Origin of the sequence: Fictibacillus sp. NRS-1165 (assembly GCF_050468105.1) — a bacterium.
Taxonomy (GTDB): Bacteria; Bacillota; Bacilli; order Bacillales; family Fictibacillaceae; genus Fictibacillus_C; species Fictibacillus_C terrinigri.
Map to the genome: position 1 here is coordinate 1 of NZ_JBDPNU010000033.1, position 25,202 is coordinate 25,202.

A 25,202-nucleotide genomic window follows, 5' to 3' on the forward strand; every position below is an offset into this window, starting at 1 on the left:
CCCTACCTATCACTATTCGGGAATCGCTTTATCGGATATGCAAAGGAACGAGGGGGCTATTCAAAAAAAGTGGCTCAATCCTTTAGTAATATGATGGCTGTTAAAATGGGTTGGTCTCGATATGGTGATCCTGATTATGTTGATCATGTAATGCACTATCTGAAAAGTTCAAATCATGATTTTAAACTTGTGAATGGTTCGATAAAGGAGTATGAAATAGTCATGAAAGAAGCTTCGAAATATGAAGGGCAGCCATATGTTTGGGGGGGCTCTAATCCAAGTGTCGGTTTTGACTGTAGTGGATTAACTCAATGGAGTTATAAACAATCAGGAATTCTTTTGCCAAGAACGGCGCAAGAACAATATTACAGGTCGAAACGGATTGATGAACAAGATGCCAAAGCAGGCGATCTTGTTTTTTTTACGGGGACATATGCAGGTAAATATATTACCCATGTTGGTATATATGTAGGTGAGGGCAGGATGTTTAACTCTAATGGTAGTGGAATTCAATACTCTAATCTTAAATCTGGTTACTGGCGAGAACATTTGGTTTCATTCGGGAGAATTAATAATTAAGGAGTGATAACAGTTGAATAAGTTAATTGTTGTTCTGACTTGTGGCGTTTTATTGATTGTATACACTTTTTTTATTAAGGGGATTACTGGACATTCTTATAATGAAAAAATAGAATCAATGAATAAACAAAATGTAATACAAAAGAAAAAAATAGAAGAATTGAGTCAAACGATGAATGAAAGAAGCGCTTCGGAAAATAGAGCATTTTTTGAAGCATTTTTTAATTACACTGATATAGATAAGCGCTATGAAAAAGTTCGGAAAGTTACAACTGAAAAAGGTTTTGCTTTTGCTTTTCCTTCAAGAAGTTATCAAAAGCAAACAGTGAGCGTAAAAAGCGAATTGTTGTCATTGGAGAGTTATTCGAAGAAGATTGATCATTCGCATGAGTTGTTTCTTAATGTTGTTGTGGTAGCCATCACAGCAAATTCAGTGACAACCAATCAAACGTTGATTATACAAACGTCCTTGATAAAACAAAATAATAAATGGCTGGTTGATGATGTACAGGTGAAAGGAAATGGATGAAGCATGGAAAATTAAGAATAGATTATATATACTGAATATTAAAAAGGGAGGCAATCATGACATTGAAACGAATTTTTATTTTCCTTAGTCTTATCATGATAGTTGTTCTAAGTGCTTGTGGTGGGAATAAGTATGATGAAGCGATTGATAATGTAATTAATCAAGAAAAAAAAGATCGTGAAAAAGATGGGCTGGATGCAAAAGAAATCACCAGAGACAATGCTATTATAGGTGTTTATGATGGCGGGAAGTATATTCAAGTAGCTTATTATATAGATACAGATCGCAAACTTTATTATTATTATGAAAAGCTTGGGGATTCGTATGAGGAAATGAGTGATATGCCGGGAAGTGGAGAAGGTGATCGTTTGGGACTTGATAAGAAAACGCCAGATTATGAAGAAGTTAAGGGAAAAGAAACAAAGTTAAAAGAGTAGACCTAATGTTGTCTACTCTTTTTTTGTGTTTATGCTGTCTAATGATAAAAAAGTTATTAATTAAAATCACAAACATGCTTAAATAAATAACAATGTAAAAATAGTAAATTGTTCCAATAAGTAAATGAGAGTCATCAGTTTAAAGTATGTAAAACATAAAAATAAATTCTCTTCCATTGCTTCATAAATTGTTTCCACAGTAGTTCCAATTGTTGCTCATCAAGTTCAGTTTTTACTTTTTTTACCTTGATCCCAATCAAATTTCCTTAACTCTTTAACATCTTCAGGTAGCATCATAGCCGCCATTTAATTGCACCTCGATCAAGAATCCTCATCTTCATCACTCCTTTCTAAAGTATATACCACGAAAAAGGAATGTATGTTCCTGTTTTTATAAGGATATTTAAATGCCGTTTAAAGGGCTGAAAGAGCATCCTAAACTATATTCTGTCTAAAATTGAAAAACTTCAATCCTCTCCGTTAATTTAGGTAATCACTCTATCATGTTATACTGTAATTAATAATACCTATTTAGGGGGAAAGAAATTGAAACAGGTAGTGATTAATAATCCTGTACTTAATTCACCATTTAGTGAACCAAAAAAACATTTTTATTTCGATAATGAGGGAATTACAAATACTATCATAAAAAGTAGAAGAAATAGTTCATATTTTGTCCCAATACCTTCGCCCAAAAAAGTTGCTGCTAAATTAGATGAAGAACAAATTACAATGTTTCAAGATGGGTTGCTTGACACCTTTGTACAGACAGAGCACACATTTATAAATACAATTAGAGAAAAAGTAAATAAATGGAGACAAGGTGGATATGTTGGAGTAACTAGAACCACCCTGCGTTTATTAGAGTACTGGAATAATGCTCATAGGGAAAAGAAGCTCTTTTTTTGTCAAAAAGAGGCAGTTGAAACATTAATTTATATTGTGGAAGTTGCAAAGAGATACAATGATAAATTTATTGATGAAAAGCTTAGAAAGGAACAAGAAATTGTTAATTCCTCTCTTTATAGAATAGCATTTAAAATGGCAACTGGAACAGGTAAAACAGTTGTTATTGCAATGATTATTGCTTGGCAAACATTAAATAAATTAAATAACCCTTTTGATAGTCGTTTTACCAGCTCATTTTTAGTTGTTACTCCAGGTATAACAATACGGGATAGATTAAGAGTTATTCTACCGAACGATAAAGAAAATTATTATTTAGAGCGAGATATACTTCCACTAGAATTATGGGAAAATCTGAATAAAGCAAAAATTGTTATAACGAACTATCATAATTTCATGCTAAAAGACAAAAGTGATGCGAGTAAATTAGCTAAGATTATGTCTGGACAAAGCGAAAATGGATATATAAAAGAAATGCCTGAAGAGATGGTGCATAGAGTTTGTCGAGATTTTGGAAACGCAAAAAATATTATGGTTATTAACGATGAAGCACATCATTGTTACCATTCGAAACCAAATACTGATGAAGATATTGAAGATGTTGAAGAAAAAGATGAAGTTAATAGAAGAAATCAAGAAGCTAAAATTTGGTTCAATGGTTTGGAACATATTAATAAAACAATAGGTATAAAATCGGTTGTTGATTTATCAGCAACGCCATTTTTTTTGAAAGGATCAGGTTATTCAGAAGGCAAGTTATTTCCCTGGGTTGTTTCTGATTTTTCCTTAATTGATGCCATTGAAAGTGGAATTGTAAAAGTACCCAGAGTACCTGTATCAGACAATTCACTTGTTGGTGAGCATTTAACTTATAGAAATTTATGGATCAACATAAAAGATGATCTACCACGAAAGGGAAGGAAGCAAAATATTATTTCAGGAGAACCTAAACTACCAGTCAAATTGGAGGCGGCATTACTAAGTTTATACGGAAACTATAAACAATACTATGATGAATGGCAAAAGAGTTTAGAAAATGACTCTTCTACTTTTTCACCACCTGCTTTTATTGTAGTGTGTAATAATACTACAGTATCAAAATTGGTTTACGATTATATTTCAGGTTGGGAAAAAAGACTGAAAAACGGGGGAAGTATAGTTGTTCCTGGACAATTACCCATTTTTAGTAATGAAGAGGCAGGCCAATGGAGTAGTACACTAAACACCATACTAGTAGATAGTGAACAACTAGAAACAGGAGAATCCTTATCACTAGAATTTAAAGAAGTGGCAAAGCATCAAATTGAGGAATTTAAAAAGGAATATAAATTACGCTTTCCTGGAAGAGATGTTAACAAAGTTACTGATGAGGAACTATTACGGGAAGTAATGAACACTGTTGGTAAAAGGGGTAAACTCGGAGAATCTGTTAAGTGTATTGTTTCTGTATCAATGTTAACAGAAGGATGGGATGCAAACAATGTGACACATATTCTTGGTGTAAGAGCATTTCGTTCTCAATTATTATGTGAGCAAGTTGTAGGGCGAGCCTTAAGAAGGACAAATTATATACCTAATGAAAAAGATATGTTTGATCCGGAATATGCTGAGGTTTATGGGGTTCCTTTTTCCTTTATTCCAACAAACGGGGTTATAAACAAGCCGACAATTGTTAGGAAACAAACACACGTATATACTGTAGAAGAAAGAGATAGCTGTATCATTGAATTTCCTAAGTTAGCAGGATACAGATATAATCTACCTGATAAACGACTATCTATAAATTTTAATGAACACTCAATAATGGTTTTAACAACGCTAGACCTTCCAACTACTACTGAAAATGCTCCTATAGTTGGAGAATCTAGTATTCATAATTTAAAGGATCTAGCTGATAGAAGACTACAAGAAATTATTTTTAAACTGGCAAAATTGATTTTAGAAAAATATTTCGAGGAAGATATTGAAGACAGAAAACATTGGCTATTTCCACAGCTTTTGCAAATAACAAAAAAATGGTTAAATGAATGTTTGGTCTGTAAGGATAACACATTTCCACAACTTTTATTATTAACAGAATTAGCACACCGTGCAGTTGATAGAATATACTTGTCTATTGTTTCTTCAGAAAAAGGGGATAAACTCTTACTGCCTATTCTTAAACCTTACGAGTCTTGGGGATCTACAAAGGGAGTAGATTTTTTTACATCTAAACCAGTATATATTACCGATCCAAATAAGTGTCATATTACACATGTAGTTGCAGATACAAACTCTTGGGAACAAAAAATGGCTCAAACTTTGGAAGAAATGCCTGAAGTAATATCTTATGTAAAAAATCAAAATTTAGGTTTTACTATTCCATATACTATCAATGGATTGTCAAAAAATTATATTCCTGATTTTATAGCGAAATTTTTGATAAATGATAAGGTATTAAACTTAATAATAGAAGTTACTGGGTATAAAAAAGATGATAAAAAAATAAAAGTGGCCACTGCTAAAGAATTATGGGTTCCTTCAGTTAATAATTATAAACAATTTGGGCAATGGGGCTTTATAGAAATAGAAGATCCATGGGGACAACCGAAAAATGAAATTAGAAATTTAATTTCTCAGTTAGCCGGTAGTATTCATTATGGGGGTTAAGGAAAATGAGTCGGATTGATTCAATTAAACATAATAAAAAAAGGTCAAATATACCAACAGGTGAATTAAGAAATTTTATGCAGCAGAACAATAATTCACAAACTAGCACATTGTATCCTAGAAACAGTGTAAAAGATCCTCAATTGGTTTGGAGAGGCAAGGATGAGCAAGATAAAGAACCACTTATTGTACCTGAATTTCCGATATATATTCATGAAAAGATCCATCCCCAAGCGATTATTGAAGGATTGAGAAATCAAACATATGAAAATGATTCAGAAAAACAGTTTGAACTTTTCTCTGATTTTGAAGGATTAGAGTTTGAGGATTTAGTTGAATTTTATGAACACGAACAAAATTGGAGTAATCGATTCATTCTTGGAGACTCTCTTATAGTAATGAATAGTTTAGCTGAAAAAGAAGGATTAAATGGCCAAGTACAAACTATATTTTTTGATCCACCTTATGGTATTAAATTTGATTCAAATTGGCAGATAGATACCAGGAGTAAGGTAGTAAAAGATGGTAAAATTGAGCATCTGACCAGACAGCCTGAACAAATTAGAGCTTATCGAGATACTTGGGAATTAGGGGTTCATTCTTATCTTAGTTATCTAAGAGACCGGTTAATGGTTTCTAGAACACTCCTCACTGAATCGGGGAGCATATTTGTTCAAATTAGTGATGAGAATGTACATTTAGTCAGGAGTATTTTAGATGAAGTATATGGACGGGAAAATTTTATAGCTATAATACCTTTTAGGAAAAAGACTATGCCTTTTGGTGCGAATTTTTTAGAACAGATGGCAGATTACATCATATGGTATGCTAAAAATAAATTTGACAGTGATGGTAAACCTTATGCTAAGTATAGACAACTATATTTAAATCAGAATGTTGAAGGTGAATTTCATCATTGTTGGTATGAATTGCCTGATGGAACTAGACATAGAATGACTAAAAAACAAATCGATAATCATTCGCTATTACCAGATGGTGCAAGAGTTTATAGATTAAAATCATTAGAACCGTCTGGGAAAATGGATTCGGGAATGTTTAATTATGAATTTGGTGGGAGAACATTTACTCACCCTAAGAACGGCTATGCAACAACACTTAAAGGTATGAACAGATTAAAGGAAATGCGCAGATTGCAGGTGGAAGGAAACCGTCTAACATATATAATGTATGCAGATGAAAACCCTGCAAAGACTTTGACTGCTCCTTGGTTCGACACAGTGGGAGCTGATAATAAAGTATATGTAGTACAAACTAATACAGAGGTAATTAAACGATGTATATTAATGTCTTCTGACCCAGGAGATTTAGTGTTAGACCCTACCTGTGGCAGCGGTACAACTCCTTTTGTGGCTGAACAATGGGGACGTAGGTGGATTGGAATAGATACAAGCAGAGTCGCTTTAACTTTAGCTAGAACAAGAATGATGACTGCTAAATACCCCTACTATTTGTTAGTTGATTCAAAAGAAGGTGTTGAAAAAGAAGTAAGAATTAGCGGTAAAAAAGCTATTAATAAACAAACTAACAAAGATGTATCCGAGGGATTCGTTTATAAAAGAGCCCCGCATATAACACTTTCATCGATGACTAATAATGAAAAAATAGATGAAATATCTGATAAATATAATGAAGAGTTAAATAATCTAGTGAAATTATTGGGACAAAACCTTGGGAAGCAATTTGATTTTTGGAATGTTCCAGAAAATGCAGAAGAAAGCTGGAGTGAAGAGTCGAAAAGTATTTTAAATTTATTCTGGGATAAAACGAAAGAAAAAAATAAAGAGCTTAATTCACTAATAATTGAAAAATCTGATGTGAAAATTCTTTTTAATAATCCTTATGAAAATAAAAAGAAAATTAGGGTATCGGGTCCTTTCACTGTTGAAAGCATCTCTCCTCATAGAGTTATATCAGAAGAAGAGGAACAGTCTTTAACAGAAATTCAAGGGAAAAATGTTTCAAGTAACGGACAATTTGAACAAACCATTATTCAAAACCTTAAAATAGCAGGAGTTCAAAATACTAAAAAAAACGAAAGATTGTCTTTTTCATTTTTAGAACCTTTTCCAGGAGTATTTATCCATTCTGAGGGGGAGTATTTAGAAAACGGCGTTACTAAGCGTGTTGGTATATGTATAGGTCCTGAAAACGGAACAGTTGGCCCCGAATTAATTAGAGAAGCGGCAAAAGAAGCAATTAAAGGTATTGGCTTTGATTTGTTAGTAGTTTGTGGTTTTGCATTTGATCCGAATATAGGTGAAGAAGTAAAAAGTTATGGTAGATTGAACATATTAATTACAAGAATGAATCCAGATTTAATGATTGGAAATGATTATCTTAAAAAAACGGGAGCAGCTAATTTATTTACAGTGTTTGGGGAACCTGACATTGAAATTATAGAAAATAATGAAATGATAGCTTTGGAAATTAAGGGATTAGATATTTTCGATCCCACTACGGGACACATAAGAAGTAGCTCCACAGAGGATATAGCCTGTTGGTTTATTGATACCTCATATAATGGAGAAAGTTTTTTTGTTCGTCATGCCTACTTTTTAGGAAATGATAAACAACTAGAGAAGTTAAAAAGGGCGTTAAAAGCAGATATAGATTCACATGTATTAGATTCAATACATTCAACAAAAAGTAGAGAATTTAAAAGACCAACAACAGGTAAAATTGCTATAAAGGTAATTAATTACTTTGGTGATGAAGTTCTTAAGGTTTTTCATATTAATCCAAAAAACTAATCATTTATCATTTAAGTGTAACCTGTTATTTTTTGAAAAATAACAAAAAAATCACTAAAATTTTGTTTGAATTCAAATTCATATGAACTTAATTTGTTTAGTGTGATGGGATATGTTAACTGTATCTACATGAACAAAACAAAAGGAATCTTTGTGAAGTATAATTAAAATATGGGCGGCATGATGTAAGGAAGCCCTTAAATCCTTGATATATAAAGGATTTGAGCCTGATTAAATAGCTAAAGGTAACACTTGGCTAAAAAAATTAGAGGTTTTCCATGAGTGGAGCAAACTGGTGGAAAGCCTCTTTTTTGTTGTTTTTGCAAGGTGAAAATAGGGTGTCACGAAAAGATGACACCCCCATTATTTATGGAGTTTTCATCATTTTATTTAAAACATCATAAACTAATGGGAAAGTAATGAAACCATCATCCTCCAGAAAATGACCACCCTTTTCAACAGGATAAAACGATGTATCCAATTGTTTAGATAAATTTTGACTTAACTGCAAAGGAACAATATAGTCATCTTTTGCAGCAATAACAGCACGTGAATCAGTGGCAGAAATTATTTTTTTAAAATCCACCTTTTTTACTGTAAAAGGGTTTAGTGAAGGTAATGTTGATAATGGTTCAGAAAAGCCGGAAACAAGGATAAAACCTCCGAAGTTTGGAAGCGGATCTAATTGTTCTAGATAATTCAATAGTGTGATAGAACCTAAGCTATGTGTTACAAAATAAGTGTTGTTATCTAAATCCTTTATTGAATCAGCTAATGTTTCCATCCATTCTTCGATCTTGGGATCAGACGAATTTGGCATGTGAAGCACCACGACTTGATGACCATCTGCTATTAATTTTTCTTTTAGCCAAGGGAACCAATGATTGGCCGGTGAAGCTCCGTATCCATGCATAATATATACTTGTTTTCCCATTGCTGCTCTCCCTTTCTTTTTATAAATACAAAAACAGTATATTACTGAACCAAACCTATCGGGTAGGAGGAACTCTTAGAGAGCGGTAAAAGCAGGCTTACATATAGAGGATTAATCCGTATTGGGGAAAATTGGATAAACTGCTATTGGCTAAGATAATGACAAATCAAAAGCATAGATAAAGACACCCTATTAGGGTGTCTCTATTATTTCAAGCCGTAAGTGAAACGGGTCACTGTTTTTGGCCATGCCTTTCGCTTAGGCATTATGTGTGTGGCAGTTCAGGTTTTACGTGTTGTGCTGAGTTTGTAGCGTAGTTCTAGTTTTTGGGCGGCTTATGTAATGTGTTGTAAGGTGCGCTTCAGCTTTCCCCCTTATCCAAAAGGGAAGTATCATTTACTATTTTTGGATAACTGGTGTTTTGTATATTACTTCCCTAGTTTTCATCAAAAGCCTCCGGAATCATCGTAAAGCCTTCGATGACCGTATCTTCTTCCACTTCGATCATGAGGTAGCGCTTGCCGCTGAGATGAACTTGTTTGACGTACTTCAAATCCTGTGGACTAATCGAAATGTTAGCTATTTTCGTGTTGATTTTAATCGATTTTGAAGTATACTTCGGTACGACGCTGCTTGCTTTTATCTCATATTTGTCATCATCAATCACATTTTTGAAGGCGGATTCTACCTTTTCCGCACTTATGTCTTCAATGCCGCTCATCTTTAATACCCGTTCGACGTCCTTGGAGTCTAATTTCGGGTGTTCTTCCTCTTCATTCTCTTCGAGAATACGGTTAATTTCTTCATATACATTTGAGAGTGTGGAAGTATTTAATTGATCTCTTGTTACGTCTTTAATAATTTCTTCAAAAACGGTTTTATCATCTTTTGCAGTCATCGTCTCTTCGCCGTTTAAAACTTGGTCTATGAATTCATGATCAGGCTCATGGACTTTTCCCGCCGAATAGAGAATGTGGTTGACATCTGCTGCATTATCGGTAAAACAAGGAAACAGAAAGCCAGCGATTGGCGTATTGAGGTTGATAATGGGGTCAACAACAAAATTGTATTTGAACTGTTTTTCAACATAGTCAAAAAGCAGTTCTTTTTTTGGTTCTTGAGTATTATTGATACTGCACAGAATAAAGGGATGAGAGTATACGGTATCGCGTTCACTTTCTTCAGAATCTCCATTTCGGCGTCTCGTTGGCTTAAAATATTCTCCACGAATGAATGTAATGACAATATCCATCTCATATTGCCGGTTTAAAAGCATTTTACCTACCATCTGGAGCATTCGCTCTTTCCAGTCTTCCACATCAGTGCTGAGTAATCCCTGATGCAAAATGAGCTGACTGTTATTGTCAGCATCCCTTTGAAATTTTAGTTCAAAGAGCTTCTCATCTAAATTTCCGCCAAGTAATTTTTTAAAGTTATTCATAAATAACTCCTGCTGGTCTGGGTCGAGCATTTCAAAAGGTTGATTCTGGTGATGATAAACCTCACTTGATTCCTTCATAATATAGACATTAAAAATTTGAGAGATTTTGAGTAAATCATTATCTTTTTTAAATTGTTTTCGAATCTGTGCTATATCTTTTTTGTTCATGCTTACATACACTCCTAAGTTGCCCTGATTTGTAAAGTTGAAGGCAGAAAGTCTCGCCGCCTTGAGTTTGAAGCAGCATTTATTCTAACATAAGTTGTTTTATTGCTAGGCGAAGTTAAGTGTGACGAACAGCTCCTGTTTTTGAACCTTCTGTATCGTTTACTGAACTGGATGGAAATCGTTTTACAAAAAACACCCCATAAAGCAGTCTTTTTTCAAAGTAACTGCTCTATAGGGTTCCTTCGCTGCGAAATGAGCAACTCCTATCTATATAGCTCTTTGCTTTATGCGTGTTACAAGTGGTACGACAATTATACCGGCTATTACCACCTGCATAAAATTTCCGGGGATTGATCCGAAAGGCTGGATCCAGTTACTGTAAAGGATAACTTCTGCAAAATAGTAGCCTATGATTTTAATGATAAGGGCTGCGGCGACTGCCATTGAGTTTACAGCCACTCTTTTGCCGGGTACCTTTTCGGATATGAGTCCGGCTAAAAAACCCATTGCTCCTACTATAAAGAATGTAAACGGTGCCCACACTGTCCATCCGGAGATCAAATCAAATAAGGCCATTCCGAAGGCGCCTGCAATGGCTCCTGTTTTTTTGCCGAAAACAAAAGCTGCAATAAATAGAGGAACGTTACCCAGATGGATTAATCCTCCGTTACCCATTATCGGGAGTTTTATGTTAATGAACATGGTAGCTACAAGGGTCAATGCGATGAAAAGTGCACTGATGACTAATGCTTTTGTTTTCGACGTTTCTATCGATGAGAATGTTGTATTCACAAAATAACCTCTTTCGTTTTTAACGAATCATTTACTTGCCATACAGCAGAAGTATATTTCAGTCAGCTTCTTTTCTATTCGTTTTGGATTGGAATTCCCACTAATCTATTATAGCCGCCTCTCACGCTTTAGAAAATAGGGAAATGATATTTTACGTAAAGTGAGAACTAGTTATCATAAGGAAATAAACTCTTTTTAGGATGAAAGCGGTAAGTCTGCTAAAATGGACAAATACTAAATATAGCTTACAAACTTTTCAATTGTTTTTCCAGGAGGAGGGGATTAAACTGTTTGAGCTGTTGCCCTTAATGCTTGAGCGGGCGGGCGTTCTCGTTATGGTGGCTTTTTTGCTTTCCAGAATGAGGTCATTCCGTCAAATTGTTCACCAAGAGCATGATAAAAAAGAGAAAATGATTCTGATCGGCATATTTGGGGCTTTCGGAATCATTAGCAACTATACCGGTATAGAAATACACAATGGGACCATAATCTCTCAGACCTGGCAGGCGGATGTGGATTATGATGCGGCGATCGCGAACACCCGCATTATGGGGGTGGCGATCGGCGGTTTGCTGGGAGGACCTATTGTGGGTTTGGGTGTAGGATTAATTGCAGGTATACATCGTTTGACGCTCGGCGGATTTACGGCTGAAGCATGTGCGGTCTCAACCATTTTGGCTGGATTTATTACGGGCCTTCTTGGGCGGCGTTATGGAATAATAGGAAGGAACCATTCACCCTGGGGAGCAGTAGCCATAGGAATCCTGATGGAATGCATCCAAATGGGGGTTATATTGCTCATTGCGAGGCCGTATGAAGCGGCTTATCATCTGGTCGAGGTGATCGCGTTTCCCATGATTTCCATCAATGGACTCGGCACGCTGATCTTTATATTGATCATCCAGAGCATTTTAATGGAAGAAGAGCGTACGCGCGCGCTTCAAACCCACAATGCGCTTGAGATTGCCCAGCAAACACTTCCCTTCTTCCGCCAGGGTTTAACCCTTCATTCTTGCGGTGAGGCCGCGAACATTATTTTAGAAGGTACAAAAGCGGATGCTATTTCGATAACGAATAAGGATCAGGTGCTCGCTCATGCCGGTGCAGGCTCAGACCATCATAAACCCGGACAGCATATGGCAACCCAATTAACGAAAGAAGTGCTTGATCATGGAAAAATTTTGATTGCCAGGTCAACAGATGAAATCCGATGTTATCGTGAAAATTGCCCTTTGCAAGCGGCGATCGTTGTTCCTTTACAGGTTCATCGAGAAACGGTTGGAACGCTGAAGCTTTACTTTGTAAATCAAAATAAGCTGGATCAGGTGGAGTACGAGCTCGCGGAAGGCTTGAGCAGGCTTTTTTCTACACAGCTGGAGCTGGCAGAGGCAGAACAACAGCGGAAATTATTGAAGGATGCAGAAATCAAAGCATTGCAGGCACAGGTTCACCCGCATTTTTTGTTTAATGCCATTAATACCATTTCAAGCCTGGTTCGGACGGACGCACAAAAAGCGAGGAAGCTCCTTATCAAATTAGGGGTATTCTTTCGCAGTAATCTGCAGGGTGCGAGGCATTTGCTGATTCCGCTGGAAAAAGAAATTGAACACGTTGAGGCTTATCTGTCGCTCGAGCAAGCTCGTTTTCCAGACAAGTACCAGGTGGATTTTGATATCCATCCAGCACTGAACAAGGTCCTGATTCCTCCGTTTACGCTTCAGCCTTTAGTGGAAAATGCGATTCGCCATGCGTTTTCGAATAGGAAACAAGGAAGAGTAACGGTGACAGCCTATACAGACAGCAACAAAATGATTTTGACAACGGAGGATAATGGTAAGGGAATTCCTGAGCCCCTGATGAAATCGCTTGGTACTGAAACGGTTCAATCCGAAGAAGGGACCGGGACAGCTGTATGGAACATTCGAAAGCGCATGAAAGAGATATACGGTCTGGAAGGTTCCTTCCAAATCGAAAGTGAACAAGATTCAGGTACAAAGGTTACCATGATCCTGCCTTTAACCCAAAACAAGTGGAGTGAGAGAAATGTTTAAGGCATTTATCGTTGATGATGAGCCGTTAGCCAGAGATGAACTGGCGTATCTGCTAAAAAGAAGCAAGCAAGTGGAAATTGTGGGAGAAGGTGACTCCATAGAAAATTCTTTGAGCCAAATTCACGGATTACAGATCGATGTGATTTTTTTGGATATTCAACTGGCTGATGAAAGCGGCTTGGATTTAGCAGAAAAAGTAATGGATCTCGAGCCGCGTCCGGAAATTGTGTTTGCAACGGCATATGATGAATACGCACTTAAGGCATTTGATCTACAAGCCATAGATTATATTATGAAGCCATTTGATGAAACCAGAGTCCTGCAAACGGTAGAAAAATTGGAGAAAGTGATCAAGGGCAAAGATAATGGAACCAGTTCATCACTGGATCAAGGGCTGTCGATTGGTAAACGGAATGATAAGTTGGCGGTGACAGTTGATGAGCGGATCGTTTTGATTCCTGTCCATGAAATTGTATATATAGGGGCAATTGAAGGAAGAACGGTGATTGTGACGGATCAACAAAGATATCAGGTAAATGACCCGTTGATCACATTTGAGAGGAAGCTTCATCAGAAATCCATCATTCGAGTGCATCGTGGGTATTTAGTCAATTTGGATAAAATTGTGGAAATCCAGCCCTGGTTTCACTCCACCTATAACCTGATCATGAAGGATGGGGAGAAAATACCCGTAAGCCGTACCTTTACAAAGGATCTTAAAGAGCATTTTGGCTTTTAAACGCTGTAAGCCAGCTGTGGGATTCTGTCATTCATCTCCTTATTTCTGCATTTTAAAATGAAAACCCTGTGTGAGCGTTTTCATTTAGTAAGATAAAGTTTACAGAAACTCAATGAAGGCAGAGGGGGAGAATGAATTGAATGCGGTTACAATTGTTATTGGATCCATTTGCATATTAATGATTGCTTATCGGTTATATGGAACATTTATGGTTGCAAAAGTCATGAAATTAAATGATTCTAAGCCAACCCCGGCACATGAATTAAACGATGGCAAGGATTATGTTCCAACGAATAAATGGGTGTCATTCGGACATCACTTTGCCGCGATTGCCGCTGCAGGACCGCTCGTAGGTCCAATATTAGCAGCTCAATTCGGATATCTGCCAGGGCTGCTCTGGCTCTTGATCGGTGCAGTACTGGGCGGAGCTGTCCATGATGTGGTTGTATTGTTTGCCTCCATGCGCAAAAAAGGGAAATCACTTTCGGAAGTAGCGAAAGATGAACTGGGTCCTGTAGCTGGGTTTTGTACAGGCCTAGCAATGCTATTTATCATTACGATTACGATGGCGGGGCTGTCCATGGTTGTTCTGCATGCGCTTGAAAACAATCCATGGGGTACATTTGCTGTCGGCATTACCATTCCCATCGCGATGGGAGTCGGTATCGTTTATAAAAAAACCGGCAATTTGAAATTCACTTCTACGGTCGGGTTTATTCTACTCATGGTCGGTGTCTTTATGGGACCCCAGATTCAAGGGACCGTTCTTGGGGACTGGCTGACGCTTGATACAAAAGCGCTAGCGGTCATTTTACCTATATATGCCTTCTTTGCCGCAGCGCTGCCGGTTTGGCTGCTGCTCGCACCAAGGGATTACTTAAGCAGTTTTATGAAAATCGGTGTATTCATTGCCTTGATTATCGGTGTCTTCATTATTAACCCATCGATTGAATTCCCGGCTTTTACAAAATTCATTGATGGCGGCGGTCCGATTTTAGCCGGCCCGGTCTGGCCATTTATCTCGATTACGATTGCCTGTGGAGCGATATCCGGATTCCACGCCTTTGTGGGCTCAGGTACGACACCTAAAATGCTTGATAAATGGTCGGATATTAAGGTCGTCGGATTTGGCGGAATGCTCGTTGAATGTCTGGTTGCCATTATGGCTTTAATTGCAGCGACAGCGCTTCACCCGGCTGACTATTTTGCGATCAACTCCACTCCTGAGGTATTTAAAACATTGGGGATGGATGTCGTTAATTTGCCTGAACTCAGCCGTGAAATCGGTCTGAATCTGGAAGGCAGAACAGGCGGTGCGGTAACGCTTGCAGTCGGGATGACGTACATCTTTACGGGAATTCCTTGGTTCGCCAAGCTCTCAGCCTACTTCTTTCAGTTTGTGGTCATGTTTGAAGCAGTGTTTATTTTAACAGCGATCGATGCAGGGACTCGCGTGGCCCGTTACCTGATCCAGGATTTCTTTGGCGAATTTTATAAGCCGCTGAAGAAAACGGATTGGGTTCCTGGATCGATTATCGCCAGTGCGCTTGCCTGCTTCATGTGGGGATATCTTCTCTATTCAGGGGATATTGGCTCGATCTGGGCGCTGTTCGGGGTATCGAATCAGATGATGGCATCGATTGGATTAATTATTGGTGCCACGGTCATTTTAAAAATGGCCGATAAGAGAAGATATATGCTCACTTGCCTTGTTCCCCTGGCCTATCTCTTTGTCACCGTCAATTATGCCGGTTACTGGATGGTCAAAAATGTTTATCTAAACCCGGATAACCCAGGCTACAACATGCTTAATGCCGTTCTGTCCGTAATTATGCTGATCCTCGGAGTCATCATTATGGTGGCCGCTGTGAAAAAATGGGCAGAGATGTGGAACTCTCCACGCAGACAGCTGGAAGCTAAATCTGCATAGATTCTAATGGCTTTTTGCCATAATAGAAACAAGGGAGCACCTGATGTGTTCCCTTGTTTCTATTTGTTTTATGATTCTGTTGGAAAATACCACGCAGTTAAACACTTTTATTTACCATTTTTGATTTTAGCTTCATATTTACAAACAAAATACTAATGACGATAAATAACAGACCGACTACAAGATTAAGTGTAATATTTTCATTTAATAAGAAAGAACTGCAAAGAATTGCGATTAGCGGGATCAGGAAAGTGAATGATCCGACTTTGCTCGCCTCACCTGAACCGACGAGTGTAAAGAAAGCCAGCCAGCCAAAGGCAATGACAAAGGTAGAGATGAATAACAGGTTAGCTATAAATGGCATTTCCCACCGGATATTTGACCAACTCTCAAATCCGGAGCCTGCACTTAATAAGAAAAGCCCCCCAATAATAAGCTGTACGGTAACCATCCAAATGGAATCAACACGATCACCTGTCTTTTTGACATAAACCGTGCCTAATCCCCAGCCTAATGCAGAGCCAAGAGCTAGAATAATGCCAAGAGCCGAAATATCACCTGTAAATCCGCTTGCACTTATAATCGCAACACCTGCGAAGCCAAGGATCAACCCAATCATTTTTAATCCATACATCGATTCGCCAAGCCAAATCCAACAGAAAATCCCAAGCAGCACGGGCTCAATGAAGACAATGGCCGAAAACAAACCTGCTGGTGCAAACCCGAGACCTACCGTTTGAAGACCGTAAAAAAGGATGATGTTAAAAAAAGCAGAAATGAAGTAAAAATGCCATGTTTCTTTAAAACGAAGGCTTTTATATCTTGGAAGTGCAAAAATAAGTAAAATAAGGCCGCCCAGAATCGTTCGAATTCCGGCAAACAATAATGGCGGTGTATAGTTAAGTGCGATCTTGGATAATGGCCAATTGATACCCCATACCATCACAAGAAATGTGAGCAGCAGGATGGTTTGCGGCCGCGAAAGCTGTTTCATAGTCGTGCCTCCTTGACATAAGTACTTTAACAATCATACGCCTTTAGAAAAAGATAACAAGTTAAATGCTCTCTCGTTGTATGTGTAGGATAATAAAACGCCAAACCTTGGCTGATCAAGGTTTGGCGTTTTTATCTTTTAATCGTATTCAACGGCTGGATTTTATATGCTTTATTTTAAGATTGGAGAAAGCAGCTGTGCCTCCATCAGAGTAAAGCGTAATACTTTCATCCTCATAGTCAGGAGAAATCAAGTTCGAATGAACCACTTTCCCATCATCAACAAACACTTCAATACTCGTCTTATCAACAAGGATTTTTAAATGCACTGTCCGCTTGCTAGGATTAAATGGCGCCTTGCTTTCAACGAATGTATGCATTGTCAAGTTTATATTCACGGTCAATGTGGAGGTTGATCCGGTTCATCATTTCTTTAATATGCGTTTCCAAATGGCCAATTTCATCATTCCTGCCGGTATCAAAAAAAACGTTCATATTTCCGCCTTCTATGGATCGGACCCAATCCAATCAGAATATTGGTATAAGCCGTATTCCTCACATTGGCGAACAGGACATCACTTGGCGTAATCTTCACCAGTTTCCATTGGTCGAGTGGACCTGATAAGGTTTGGAGAAGAGAATGTTTTCGTTGGTTTTCCCGCTTGCCGAGCTTATTTGCTTTTTTAAATGGGAAGGAACCGATTTGCCAATAAGAGCAGAATCATTTGCGTACATAATATGGTTATCGGAATCAATCAGCAGGACAGAGGCGCCATCTTTCTTTTCCAATTTTTCTACAATGCGTGAATAGGGGCCTAAGTCGATATCCATCGTCATCATCCCGAGAAACTTGCTGGATAGGACATCGACAATCTTATGATGAAGCGTCAATCGTTTGGTCGGATTGGGGAACGATCGCCACGTTATTGTAGTTTTCAAGCCGATGCGGCGGCTCAATCATGTACTTTTGCTCGGAGTTATAAAGTTGTTTCATAGGGTTCTGCTTTAATAAGTGCGGCTGATGTTTACGTGTACTGACAGTGGCATTATAAACCGTAAACGATTCTTGATCCTTGGCGATATAAAACCGCAGCTGGCGGATTTCCTTTCTCATGAGGTAGAAGGTCTCCATGCTTTTTTCCATGGAGGACTGATCAAGATAAATGGAATCTTCAAACCCGTGCTCGAAGATCCTGAATAAATCCGGATTTCGGTACAGGACATAGGGGAGATTGACCATATCATCAAAATATTGATCCAGTTCATCCGCATTCCTTTGCATTTGCTCCCGGCTGTTTTCAAGTTCATGCCGCTCCACACTTTTTTTGGAAAGCCATATATGAAGAAGACCGTTAAAAAATAAGGCACGATGATAAAAAGAAGAAGCATCAGCAATAGACGGTTTCGAATGCTTTTCATAAAAGACCCCCCTTTCTCGGGCTAAAGGACCAATGGATAATGGCTCTTATGTATAAACGTCATCATCGTGCAAACATATATTTCGTTTGTTAAAAAATTTTAAGCTAATAAAATGGCTCTGTCATGATTTTTCCTTGATATAGGCCAATTGTTTGGGATCGTCAACCCAGCGGACATGTTATGCAGAACTAGTTTTTTAAAAATCATTTTATATTCACGGTTTTAGGATAACCCCTCTCTTAAATAAGTATTATGTATGGAACCATAACCCATTTTATTTCATAGGCTGTTGAGAAAAGATGCGAAGATTTTAGGATTGGAGTAATTGATTTCTCTTATTTATCGTTAACTACCCGCAAAAAACCTACTGAACAGTTGTTTAAATTAACAGGAGGAGGCTGTGCAAATGAATGATGATTTCCAGAAAGACATTCAAAATTTGAATGTTGGTGATTACAAGGCGGAAGAGGCTGTTCCTTGGGACGCACAAAATCATTACGAAATTGACCCTCGGCAGATCGCTGGCTTTAGATGCTCGAGTTGCTTCAGATGCTTTAACTGCTTTAACTGCATAAGCTGTTTCAACTGTGTGAGCTGCTTTAACTGTGTGAGCTGTTTTAACTGTTTTAGATGCTCAAACTGCTTTAGATGTTCCAACTGTCATAACTGCTCCAACTGCCATAACTGCTCGAACTGCCATAATTGCGGAGGACGTTGTTCTGGTGGCCATGGTGAATAACAGATGGTTTGTGACTGCCTAAAGAAAAGCTTCGGGCAGATTCATAAAGGGATCTCACCATTTGAGGTGAAGATCCCTTTGCTTTTTCTCTATAAGCTTAGACATAAGATACAAATTGCGGTGCATAGGATGGTAATGAAAGTAATGTCCAAATTCGAGACAATTCATTTGGTTAGGAGGACCGGAATGACAAACTTGGACCCATCTATGCGTTTGAAGGTGAAAAGGGATACGTATTTTCTTCCTGATCCAAAGGGTGGTGTGTATTTTCGAAACAATTTAATCTCGTTCCGTATGAAAGGCAGTGGAATCGATCAGTGGGTGGAGAAACTGATACCGATGTTCAATGGAGAGCACACCCTGGAGGATTTGACAGGCGGCTTGCCTGAGCAATATCGGAACCGGATATTTGAAATCGCCGAAACACTTCATGAAAATGGCTTTATTCAGGACATAAGCCAAGATCGCCCGCATCAATTGACGGATGAGGTGCTAAAAAAATATGCATCGCAAATTGAATTTTTGGCAAGTTCCGTAGATTCGGGTGCTTACCGATTTCAAACGTACCGCCAGGCGAAAGTGTTGGCTGTGGGCTCCGGTCCTTTTTTGGTATCGCTTGTTTCAGCATTGATTGAATCCGGTCTGCCCAAGCTTCATGTATTGATTACGGACTCAATGCCCACCAATCGCCGGCGTTTGGAGGAGCTTGTGATACATGCCCGAAAAACGGACCCTGAGGTCGAACTAGACGAAGTCCCATTGAAGATGGAGGGGGTCCGTTCCTGGCGGAAAGCTGTAAAGCCTTTTGATTCGATTTTGTATGTGTCGCAGTCTGGCGATGTAGAGGAACTGCGCTTCCTTCATACCGTTTGCAGGGAGGAGAAGAAGGTTTTACTGCCAGCTATATGTGTGGAGCACGCGGGCATGGCAGGTCCTTTGGTACATCCGGACTCTGATGGATGCTGGGAGTCTGCGTGGCGCCGTGTACATAAAGCGGCAATTAGCAAAGATCAAGGGCTGAACGACATCTCCTTCACTGCAGGCGCTATGCTGGCGAATGTGATTGTGTTTGAATGGTTCAAACATGTGACAGGAGTGACCGAACCTTCACAGACGAATCAGCTCTTCTTTTTGGATCTGGAAACACTCGAAGGCAACTGGCATTGGTTCATGCCACATCCACTGGTGACAGGGCGTGCATCAGCTGAATGGATTCAAGATCTTGATCGTCGGCTTGAGAGGGGCTCCAGTGAAGATAAATCCAGTGAAATGCTTCTTTATTTAAATCAATTAACATCGATGGAAGCAGGGATTTTGCATATTTGGGAGGAGGGTGACTTGAAGCAGCTGCCGCTGGCCCAGTGCCGCGTTCAGGCTGTTGATCCATTGTCGGAAGGGCCCGCTGAGCTGCTGCCGGAAATGATCTGTACAGGTATGACACATGAGGAAGCAAGGCGGGAAGCGGGTCTTGCCGGGATTGAAACGTATGTGGCACGAATGGCCGATCTGCTTCTTCCAGATCTGCTTTCACCGCAGGACAGAATGGTTGGATTACATGATTTTGTGGGTGTCGGAATTGGGGAAACGGTCGAGGAAGGCGTCTGCAGAGGCTTGCAAAAATGTTTAATGGAAGAGCTGGTCAAGCAACAAAGGAACAAGAAGATACCGGTCTTTCAAGTGCAGTTAGAAGTGATAGAAGATGAACGGTGCCAATTCTATTTGCAGTCATTGTCTGCGATGCAGGGAGCATCGGTAATCGGCTTAGGAAAAGATGTGTCGGGTTTTCCTGTAGTATGGGTTCGTACTGGCGGCATTTGGTATGGCAGTGCAGGCTTGAATCTGACACTGGCATTGCGGAAAGTATTACAGCATGCACTGATAAAAGCCCAGAACCAAGCATCCATCCCATCTGCGGAAGGAGTGCTGGAGCTTTCATCCCTGTTATTAAAAGAAAACGAGATTCTTAATCTTGCTTTTCCCGCATGTGAAGAGACTGTAAACATAGAGGTTTTACAGTCAGCCATGCAGGTGTTAAAACAGAACCGCAAGAAGCTCCTCGTCTGTGAACTGGAGCTGGAGCAGTTTTCAAAAGACCACCTGGCAGGGGTGTTTGGTGTGGCGTTGAGGGAGGAGTCATCCAGATGAGCGCTGTCGTGGTGATTGTCGGAGAAGGGTTTTTGGCAAAGCGAGTAAGTGAAGAACTGTCCAGCCAATACGAGGTCGTTCGTCAGGCCGATGTCGAGGCTGGGGTAACAAAAGCGGCGAATTTAGCACTGGTCTTAAGCGACGCCTGGCTTCAGCCTATCCATGAGAAGGCTGAAGAGATGTTCCAGTCACTCGGCATTCCTTGGCTTCGGGGCTTTGTTTCATTCGGTGAGGGAGTAATCGGGCCGTTCGTTCGGCCCCATGCGCCTGGCTGCTCACGATGTGCGGATATGAGGCGCTTGATGGCTGGACGCGACCGCAAGGAGATGCGGGAGCTGCAAAAGAGGATGGCATCACAAGGGGGAATACCAACGGACACGTGGGCATCACGCACGGGACTTTTGCAGGTAGCTTATTTCATCGTGTCTGAAGCACAGAGGATATTGGAAGGGGGCAGACCGCTTTCGGAAGGACACCTGTTTTTAATCAGTCTGAAAACGTTGAAGAGCTCAATTCACTTTTTTCTGCCCGACCCGTTTTGTCCCGTTTGCGGACAATTACCTGATGATTCACCGGAGGCGTCGCGAATATCGCTGCAGCCAAGTCCAAAGGTCAGCCCCGACAGTTATCGCTGCCGGCCAATGGATGACCTGAAAAAAGTTCTTGCCAAGGATTACCTCGATTCCCGGACCGGTTTTCTGAACCGTAAAATGGTCGATCTCGTATCGCCGTTTGCAGATGCCAGTGTAAATCTGCCGCTGTTCACGGGGGACGAGGGAACTGCCGGGCGTACCCATTCATATGCGGTAAGCGAATTAACCGCGATTTTGGAGGGGGTTGAACGCCATTGTGGAATGTCACCACGCGGAAAAAAGACGGTGATTCATGACAGCTTCCGTAATCTGCAGGGGCAAGCACTCAATCCTGTTAAGGTAGGTGTATATTCGAAGGAACAGTATGGGAAGCGTGGTTTTCCGTTTAAACCGTTTAATCCTGATCAATCGATGAATTGGGTATGGGGTTATTCATTTTTGCAGGAGCGTCCGATTTTAGTTCCAGAGTTTCTCGCGTATTATGGTTTGGACTATGGGAAGGGCTTTGTCTATGAAAATTCGAATGGATGCGCGCTTGGCGGGACGTTGGAGGAGGCCATTTTCTATGGAATCCTGGAAGTGGTGGAACGCGATTCTTTCCTGATGACCTGGTACGCACAGCTCCAGATTCCGCGGCTTGATCCTTATTCCGCCAATGATCAAGAATTGGGGTTGATGGTCGACCGTATGCAAGCTGTGGCAGGGTTTGATCTGCATTTGTTTAATTCAACAACGGAAAACGGGATTCCAAGTGTGTGGGCGATCGCGAAAAACAGAAAACAAAAAGGCGTGAATATAATCTGTGCAGCCGGAGCTCATCCGGATCCGGTCCGGGCGACAAAAGGAGCGATTCACGAGTTGGCCGGCATGCTGATGTCGTTGGATGAAAAATTTGAGGCGAACCGTGAAAAGTATTTGAGAATGTTGGATGATTCGTCTTTGGTACGGCAGATGGAGGACCATTCCATGCTGTACAGTTTGCCGCAAGCGGAGGATCGGCTGCAATTTTTATTGGATGAAGCTCGGCCATTGCGAACCTATGAAGATCAATTCAAGCCGAAGACAACGCATGATGATTTAACCGATGATTTGCTGGATATTCTTCAAGTGTTTCGTGATTTGAACCTGGAAGTGATTGTGGTGGACCAGACGACACCGGAAATCAAACGAAACGGGCTGTCTTGCGTGAAAGTCCTTATTCCGGGAATGATTCCGATGACATTCGGACATCTTTTTACCCGTGTGACAGGGCTGGAAAGGGTGCTGAGGGTGCCGGTGGAGCTTGGGTATGCAAACCAGATGCTGACTGCTGAACAGCTCAATCCATATCCCCATCCGTTTCCATAAGTCGTGTTTAGGAGGGAAAGGGATGAGTCTAGATGAATTCCTGCACAATCTGCATTTTAATACTGACAAGATAAGACCACCGCACTGGGAAGTGGATTGGGAAGATGCACCGCTTCCATATAAACTTTACCGCGGCTTGCCTGTATTTCCGTTGTCCCTGGAAGTGCCGCTGACGCTTGAAGGACAGGAAACACCAGTGAAGCCGGACCTTCGCGGAATCGGCGATTTACTCTGGTACGTATACGGGATCACTCAATTAAGCCAGTCAGCCTCGAGCAGCGGTGCTGCCGCACCGGATGGCCTCATGCAGTCTTTCCGGCGGTTTGTTCCATCCGGTGGGGCATTGTATCCAAACGAGTTATACGTGTATTTGAAGGCAGAAGATTTGCCTCACGGTGTATACCATTATGATGCTGCACACCACCGCTTAATACTATTGCGGGAAGGTAATTACGATTCGTATTTGGCTCAGGCGCTAGGGAACCGATGTGACGTGTCTGCTTGTGTTGGCACTATCTTTGTGTCGACGGTGTTTTGGAAAAATTTCTTTAAATACCATAACTTTGCGTACCGTCTGCAAGGGCTGGATGCTGGTGCATTAATCGGACAATTGTTGGAAGTGGCGAAACGGTTCCGCTTCGAGTCTGGAGTCTGCTTCCAATTTCTTGACCGGGCGTTGAACCACTTGCTTGGGCTCGCCGGACAGGAGGAGAGCGTGTACGCGGTTATTCCTTTGTCGGCAGAACCTTCATCCACCTGGTTTGCTGACAGGGAGGTCCAGGGCGTGATGGCCACTTCCGAAAATTTATGCCAGGAGTTAACAGCTGTTCCGCATGAAAACTACGATCGTTCTGGCAGAGTGGCGGAGTATCCAATGATCATAAAAATGAACGAAGCATCCATGATGGAATCAACAGGTTCGTTTCAGCGAATAGAGAAGAAGAAGAGGGTCAATGGTGAGGGTCAATGGGTGGCCCTGCCTCACGTGGAACGGTTATCTTACGATCTTGCTTCGGTCTGCCGAAAGCGATATTCACTGGACACGGATTTCATTTTAAGGAAGGTAAGCCAGCAGAAACTGGCCACCCTGCTTAAGGAAGCGACGGATTCCTTCGCGTATCGAAATGATTTGGATGAAGCACATGAGGGATCCCAATACCGTGTCTCGCTCTATGGATGCATGTATGGCGTTGAAGGTATACAGAATGGTGCCTTCTGCTATGACGCCGAAAATCACCGGTTACGGCAAATCAATGCCGGAGACTATCGGTCTGCGATGCAGCAAGGGAGCGCAGGCCATAATGTTAATCTGTTCCAAGTGCCGCTTTGCCTGCATGTGGCGGGGGAAATGAATTTCCTCAAAACGTCATTAGGCTATCGAGGTTATCGCATTCAGCAAATGGAAGCCGGTATGCTGGTGCAGCGATTGCTGCTTACGGCGTCAGCCCTCGGGATGGGCGGGCATCCTCTCCTTGGATTTGAACCCGGCATGTGCGACGAGCTATACAAGATGAAACCGCAAGGGAAAACGAGCCTCATTCAAGTACCGGTGGGGCATTATCATCCCCGCCCTTGGTTGAAGGGGATGCTGCATAGCTAGAAGAGGAAAGAAAAACCCGGAGTCCTGCTAAGGAATCCGGGTTTATAATACCCTGCATCACAAAGGTAACAACGGCCGCATTTTTAGTTCTTTCTTGGAGAAGACCACAATACATTTTACTAATAAAGCTTCTCAATCAAAGGAGGGCGAAGGATGGACTTGATCAATAACTTTGCGCCATATGTAGGGCTTGCCGTCGTTCTGTATGCAATCCGCCATACGTCGAAGGTGTCGAACCGGTATATACCCATTGTGGCCATTGTATTAGGGGTGCTGTATTCGTTCTGGGAAGCAGGCGGCGCTACCCCGCATTCCACATTAGTGGGTCTGAAATATGCGCTTCTCGGGATCGGAACCGTAGCAGGCGTAAAATATTTCGCAGAAGGGTCATCCGCCAAGAAATAAACACGATAACAATAAAACAGGGCCGCCGTTTCCAG

General features: G+C 40.5%; 20 protein-coding genes and 1 pseudogene. 13 read left to right on the plus strand and 8 right to left on the minus strand.

The window, feature by feature from the left end; translation table 11 throughout:
• From ABHN01_RS16130 to ABHN01_RS16150, 5 genes are all read left to right on the plus strand, one after another.
• Positions 1-579: NlpC/P60 family protein (locus ABHN01_RS16130; protein ID WP_429876373.1), on the plus strand; the 579-nt coding region annotated here is incomplete at its 5' end.
• Between the two features lie 13 nt (positions 580-592).
• Positions 593-1,108 (plus strand): hypothetical protein, encoded by a 516-nt coding sequence (locus tag ABHN01_RS16135; RefSeq protein ID WP_429876374.1) that lies wholly within the window; start codon positions 593-595, stop codon positions 1,106-1,108.
• Positions 1,109-1,170: 62 nt separating this feature from the next.
• Positions 1,171-1,545, plus strand: coding sequence for a cystatin-like fold lipoprotein (locus ABHN01_RS16140; protein ID WP_429876408.1), 375 nt, complete (start codon positions 1,171-1,173; stop codon positions 1,543-1,545).
• Positions 1,546-2,091: 546 nt separating this feature from the next.
• Complete coding sequence (locus tag ABHN01_RS16145; RefSeq protein WP_429876375.1) at positions 2,092-5,100, plus strand: BPTD_3080 family restriction endonuclease; 3,009 nt, start codon at positions 2,092-2,094, stop codon at positions 5,098-5,100.
• Positions 5,101-5,105: 5 nt separating this feature from the next.
• Positions 5,106-7,871 carry a site-specific DNA-methyltransferase gene (locus tag ABHN01_RS16150; protein WP_429876376.1) on the plus strand — a complete coding sequence of 922 codons (2,766 nt, stop codon included), beginning with the start codon at positions 5,106-5,108 and terminating at the stop codon, positions 7,869-7,871.
• A 367-nt stretch (positions 7,872-8,238) separates the two neighbouring features.
• On the opposite strand, the gene ABHN01_RS16155 is transcribed toward ABHN01_RS16150, so the two are convergent.
• From ABHN01_RS16155 to ABHN01_RS16165, 3 genes are all read right to left on the minus strand, one after another.
• Complete coding sequence (locus ABHN01_RS16155) at positions 8,239-8,805, minus strand: RBBP9/YdeN family alpha/beta hydrolase (protein ID WP_429876377.1); 567 nt, start codon at positions 8,803-8,805, stop codon at positions 8,239-8,241.
• Positions 8,806-9,241: 436 nt separating this feature from the next.
• Entirely contained in the window at positions 9,242-10,414 is a 1,173-nt protein-coding gene (locus ABHN01_RS16160; RefSeq protein WP_429876378.1) for a DUF4317 domain-containing protein, read from the minus strand.
• A gap of 267 nt (positions 10,415-10,681) precedes the next feature.
• Positions 10,682-11,206 carry an ECF transporter S component gene (locus ABHN01_RS16165; RefSeq protein WP_429876379.1) on the minus strand — a complete coding sequence of 175 codons (525 nt, stop codon included), beginning with the start codon at positions 11,204-11,206 and terminating at the stop codon, positions 10,682-10,684.
• Positions 11,207-11,493: 287 nt separating this feature from the next.
• Between ABHN01_RS16165 and ABHN01_RS16170 the strand changes: the two genes are divergently transcribed.
• From ABHN01_RS16170 to cstA, 3 genes are all read left to right on the plus strand, one after another.
• The gene (locus tag ABHN01_RS16170) at positions 11,494-13,257 is read left to right on the plus strand and encodes a LytS/YhcK type 5TM receptor domain-containing protein (RefSeq protein WP_429876409.1); all 1,764 of its coding nucleotides are present in this window, start codon (positions 11,494-11,496) and stop codon (positions 13,255-13,257) included.
• Entirely contained in the window at positions 13,250-13,996 is a 747-nt protein-coding gene (locus ABHN01_RS16175; RefSeq protein WP_429876380.1) for a LytR/AlgR family response regulator transcription factor, read from the plus strand. Before ABHN01_RS16170 ends, ABHN01_RS16175 begins: the two co-directional genes overlap by 8 nt.
• 136 nt (positions 13,997-14,132) lie before the next feature.
• A complete protein-coding gene (cstA, locus tag ABHN01_RS16180) occupies positions 14,133-15,926 on the plus strand; it encodes a carbon starvation protein CstA (protein ID WP_429876381.1) in 1,794 nt (597 codons plus the stop codon).
• A 97-nt stretch (positions 15,927-16,023) separates the two neighbouring features.
• Here cstA and ABHN01_RS16185 read toward each other — a convergent pair whose 3' ends face one another.
• The 5 genes and pseudogenes from ABHN01_RS16185 to ABHN01_RS16205 all read right to left on the minus strand — a co-directional run bounded on the left by ABHN01_RS16185 (position 16,024) and on the right by ABHN01_RS16205 (position 18,201).
• Entirely contained in the window at positions 16,024-16,920 is an 897-nt protein-coding gene (locus ABHN01_RS16185) for a DMT family transporter (RefSeq protein WP_290401981.1), read from the minus strand.
• 148 nt (positions 16,921-17,068) lie between these two features.
• A pseudogene (locus tag ABHN01_RS16190) lies at positions 17,069-17,296 on the minus strand (GH32 C-terminal domain-containing protein); the annotation flags it as partial.
• Positions 17,283-17,414: a hypothetical protein gene (locus tag ABHN01_RS16195; RefSeq protein WP_429876382.1), complete on the minus strand. Its 132-nt coding sequence runs from the start codon at positions 17,412-17,414 to the stop codon at positions 17,283-17,285. The pseudogene ABHN01_RS16190 and the gene ABHN01_RS16195, both read right to left, overlap by 14 nt.
• Positions 17,415-17,510: 96 nt before the next feature.
• Complete coding sequence (locus tag ABHN01_RS16200; RefSeq protein WP_429876383.1) at positions 17,511-17,750, minus strand: hypothetical protein; 240 nt, start codon at positions 17,748-17,750, stop codon at positions 17,511-17,513.
• A gap of 43 nt (positions 17,751-17,793) precedes the next feature.
• The gene (locus ABHN01_RS16205) at positions 17,794-18,201 is read right to left on the minus strand and encodes a hypothetical protein (protein ID WP_429876384.1); all 408 of its coding nucleotides are present in this window, start codon (positions 18,199-18,201) and stop codon (positions 17,794-17,796) included.
• Between the two features lie 543 nt (positions 18,202-18,744).
• Between ABHN01_RS16205 and ABHN01_RS16210 the strand changes: the two genes are divergently transcribed.
• The 5 genes from ABHN01_RS16210 to ABHN01_RS16230 all read left to right on the plus strand — a co-directional run bounded on the left by ABHN01_RS16210 (position 18,745) and on the right by ABHN01_RS16230 (position 25,167).
• Positions 18,745-19,077, plus strand: coding sequence for a heterocycloanthracin/sonorensin family bacteriocin (locus ABHN01_RS16210; protein WP_429876385.1), 333 nt, complete (start codon positions 18,745-18,747; stop codon positions 19,075-19,077).
• Positions 19,078-19,263: 186 nt separating this feature from the next.
• Complete coding sequence (locus ABHN01_RS16215; protein WP_429876386.1) at positions 19,264-21,222, plus strand: putative thiazole-containing bacteriocin maturation protein; 1,959 nt, start codon at positions 19,264-19,266, stop codon at positions 21,220-21,222.
• On the plus strand, positions 21,219-23,162 hold the full coding sequence (locus tag ABHN01_RS16220; RefSeq protein ID WP_429876387.1) for a TOMM precursor leader peptide-binding protein: 1,944 nt from the start codon (positions 21,219-21,221) through the stop codon (positions 23,160-23,162). Before ABHN01_RS16215 ends, ABHN01_RS16220 begins: the two co-directional genes overlap by 4 nt.
• 22 nt (positions 23,163-23,184) lie before the next feature.
• Complete coding sequence (locus tag ABHN01_RS16225) at positions 23,185-24,762, plus strand: SagB family peptide dehydrogenase (RefSeq protein WP_429876388.1); 1,578 nt, start codon at positions 23,185-23,187, stop codon at positions 24,760-24,762.
• A 153-nt stretch (positions 24,763-24,915) separates the two neighbouring features.
• Positions 24,916-25,167: a phage holin family protein gene (locus ABHN01_RS16230; protein WP_290401986.1), complete on the plus strand. Its 252-nt coding sequence runs from the start codon at positions 24,916-24,918 to the stop codon at positions 25,165-25,167.
• Positions 25,168-25,202 lie beyond the last annotated feature (35 nt).

What these genes read in the sequence shown, in the direction of transcription:
- ABHN01_RS16220 (WP_429876387.1), top strand. Translation starts at nt 21,219, where the DNA reads ATGAGCGCTGTCGTGGTGATTGTCGGAGAAGGGTTTTTGGCAAAGCGA.
- ABHN01_RS16215 (WP_429876386.1), top strand. Translation starts at nt 19,264, where the DNA reads ATGACAAACTTGGACCCATCTATGCGTTTGAAGGTGAAAAGGGATACG.
- ABHN01_RS16195 (WP_429876382.1), bottom strand. Translation starts at nt 17,414, where the DNA reads ATGAACGTTTTTTTTGATACCGGCAGGAATGATGAAATTGGCCATTTG.
- ABHN01_RS16225 (WP_429876388.1), top strand. Translation starts at nt 23,185, where the DNA reads ATGAGTCTAGATGAATTCCTGCACAATCTGCATTTTAATACTGACAAG.
- ABHN01_RS16175 (WP_429876380.1), top strand. Translation starts at nt 13,250, where the DNA reads ATGTTTAAGGCATTTATCGTTGATGATGAGCCGTTAGCCAGAGATGAA.
- ABHN01_RS16210 (WP_429876385.1), top strand. Translation starts at nt 18,745, where the DNA reads ATGAATGATGATTTCCAGAAAGACATTCAAAATTTGAATGTTGGTGAT.
- ABHN01_RS16160 (WP_429876378.1), bottom strand. Translation starts at nt 10,414, where the DNA reads ATGAACAAAAAAGATATAGCACAGATTCGAAAACAATTTAAAAAAGAT.
- ABHN01_RS16185 (WP_290401981.1), bottom strand. Translation starts at nt 16,920, where the DNA reads ATGAAACAGCTTTCGCGGCCGCAAACCATCCTGCTGCTCACATTTCTT.
- ABHN01_RS16155 (WP_429876377.1), bottom strand. Translation starts at nt 8,805, where the DNA reads ATGGGAAAACAAGTATATATTATGCATGGATACGGAGCTTCACCGGCC.
- ABHN01_RS16150 (WP_429876376.1), top strand. Translation starts at nt 5,106, where the DNA reads ATGAGTCGGATTGATTCAATTAAACATAATAAAAAAAGGTCAAATATA.
- ABHN01_RS16205 (WP_429876384.1), bottom strand. Translation starts at nt 18,201, where the DNA reads ATGCAAAGGAATGCGGATGAACTGGATCAATATTTTGATGATATGGTC.
- ABHN01_RS16230 (WP_290401986.1), top strand. Translation starts at nt 24,916, where the DNA reads ATGGACTTGATCAATAACTTTGCGCCATATGTAGGGCTTGCCGTCGTT.
- ABHN01_RS16200 (WP_429876383.1), bottom strand. Translation starts at nt 17,750, where the DNA reads ATGGATATCGACTTAGGCCCCTATTCACGCATTGTAGAAAAATTGGAA.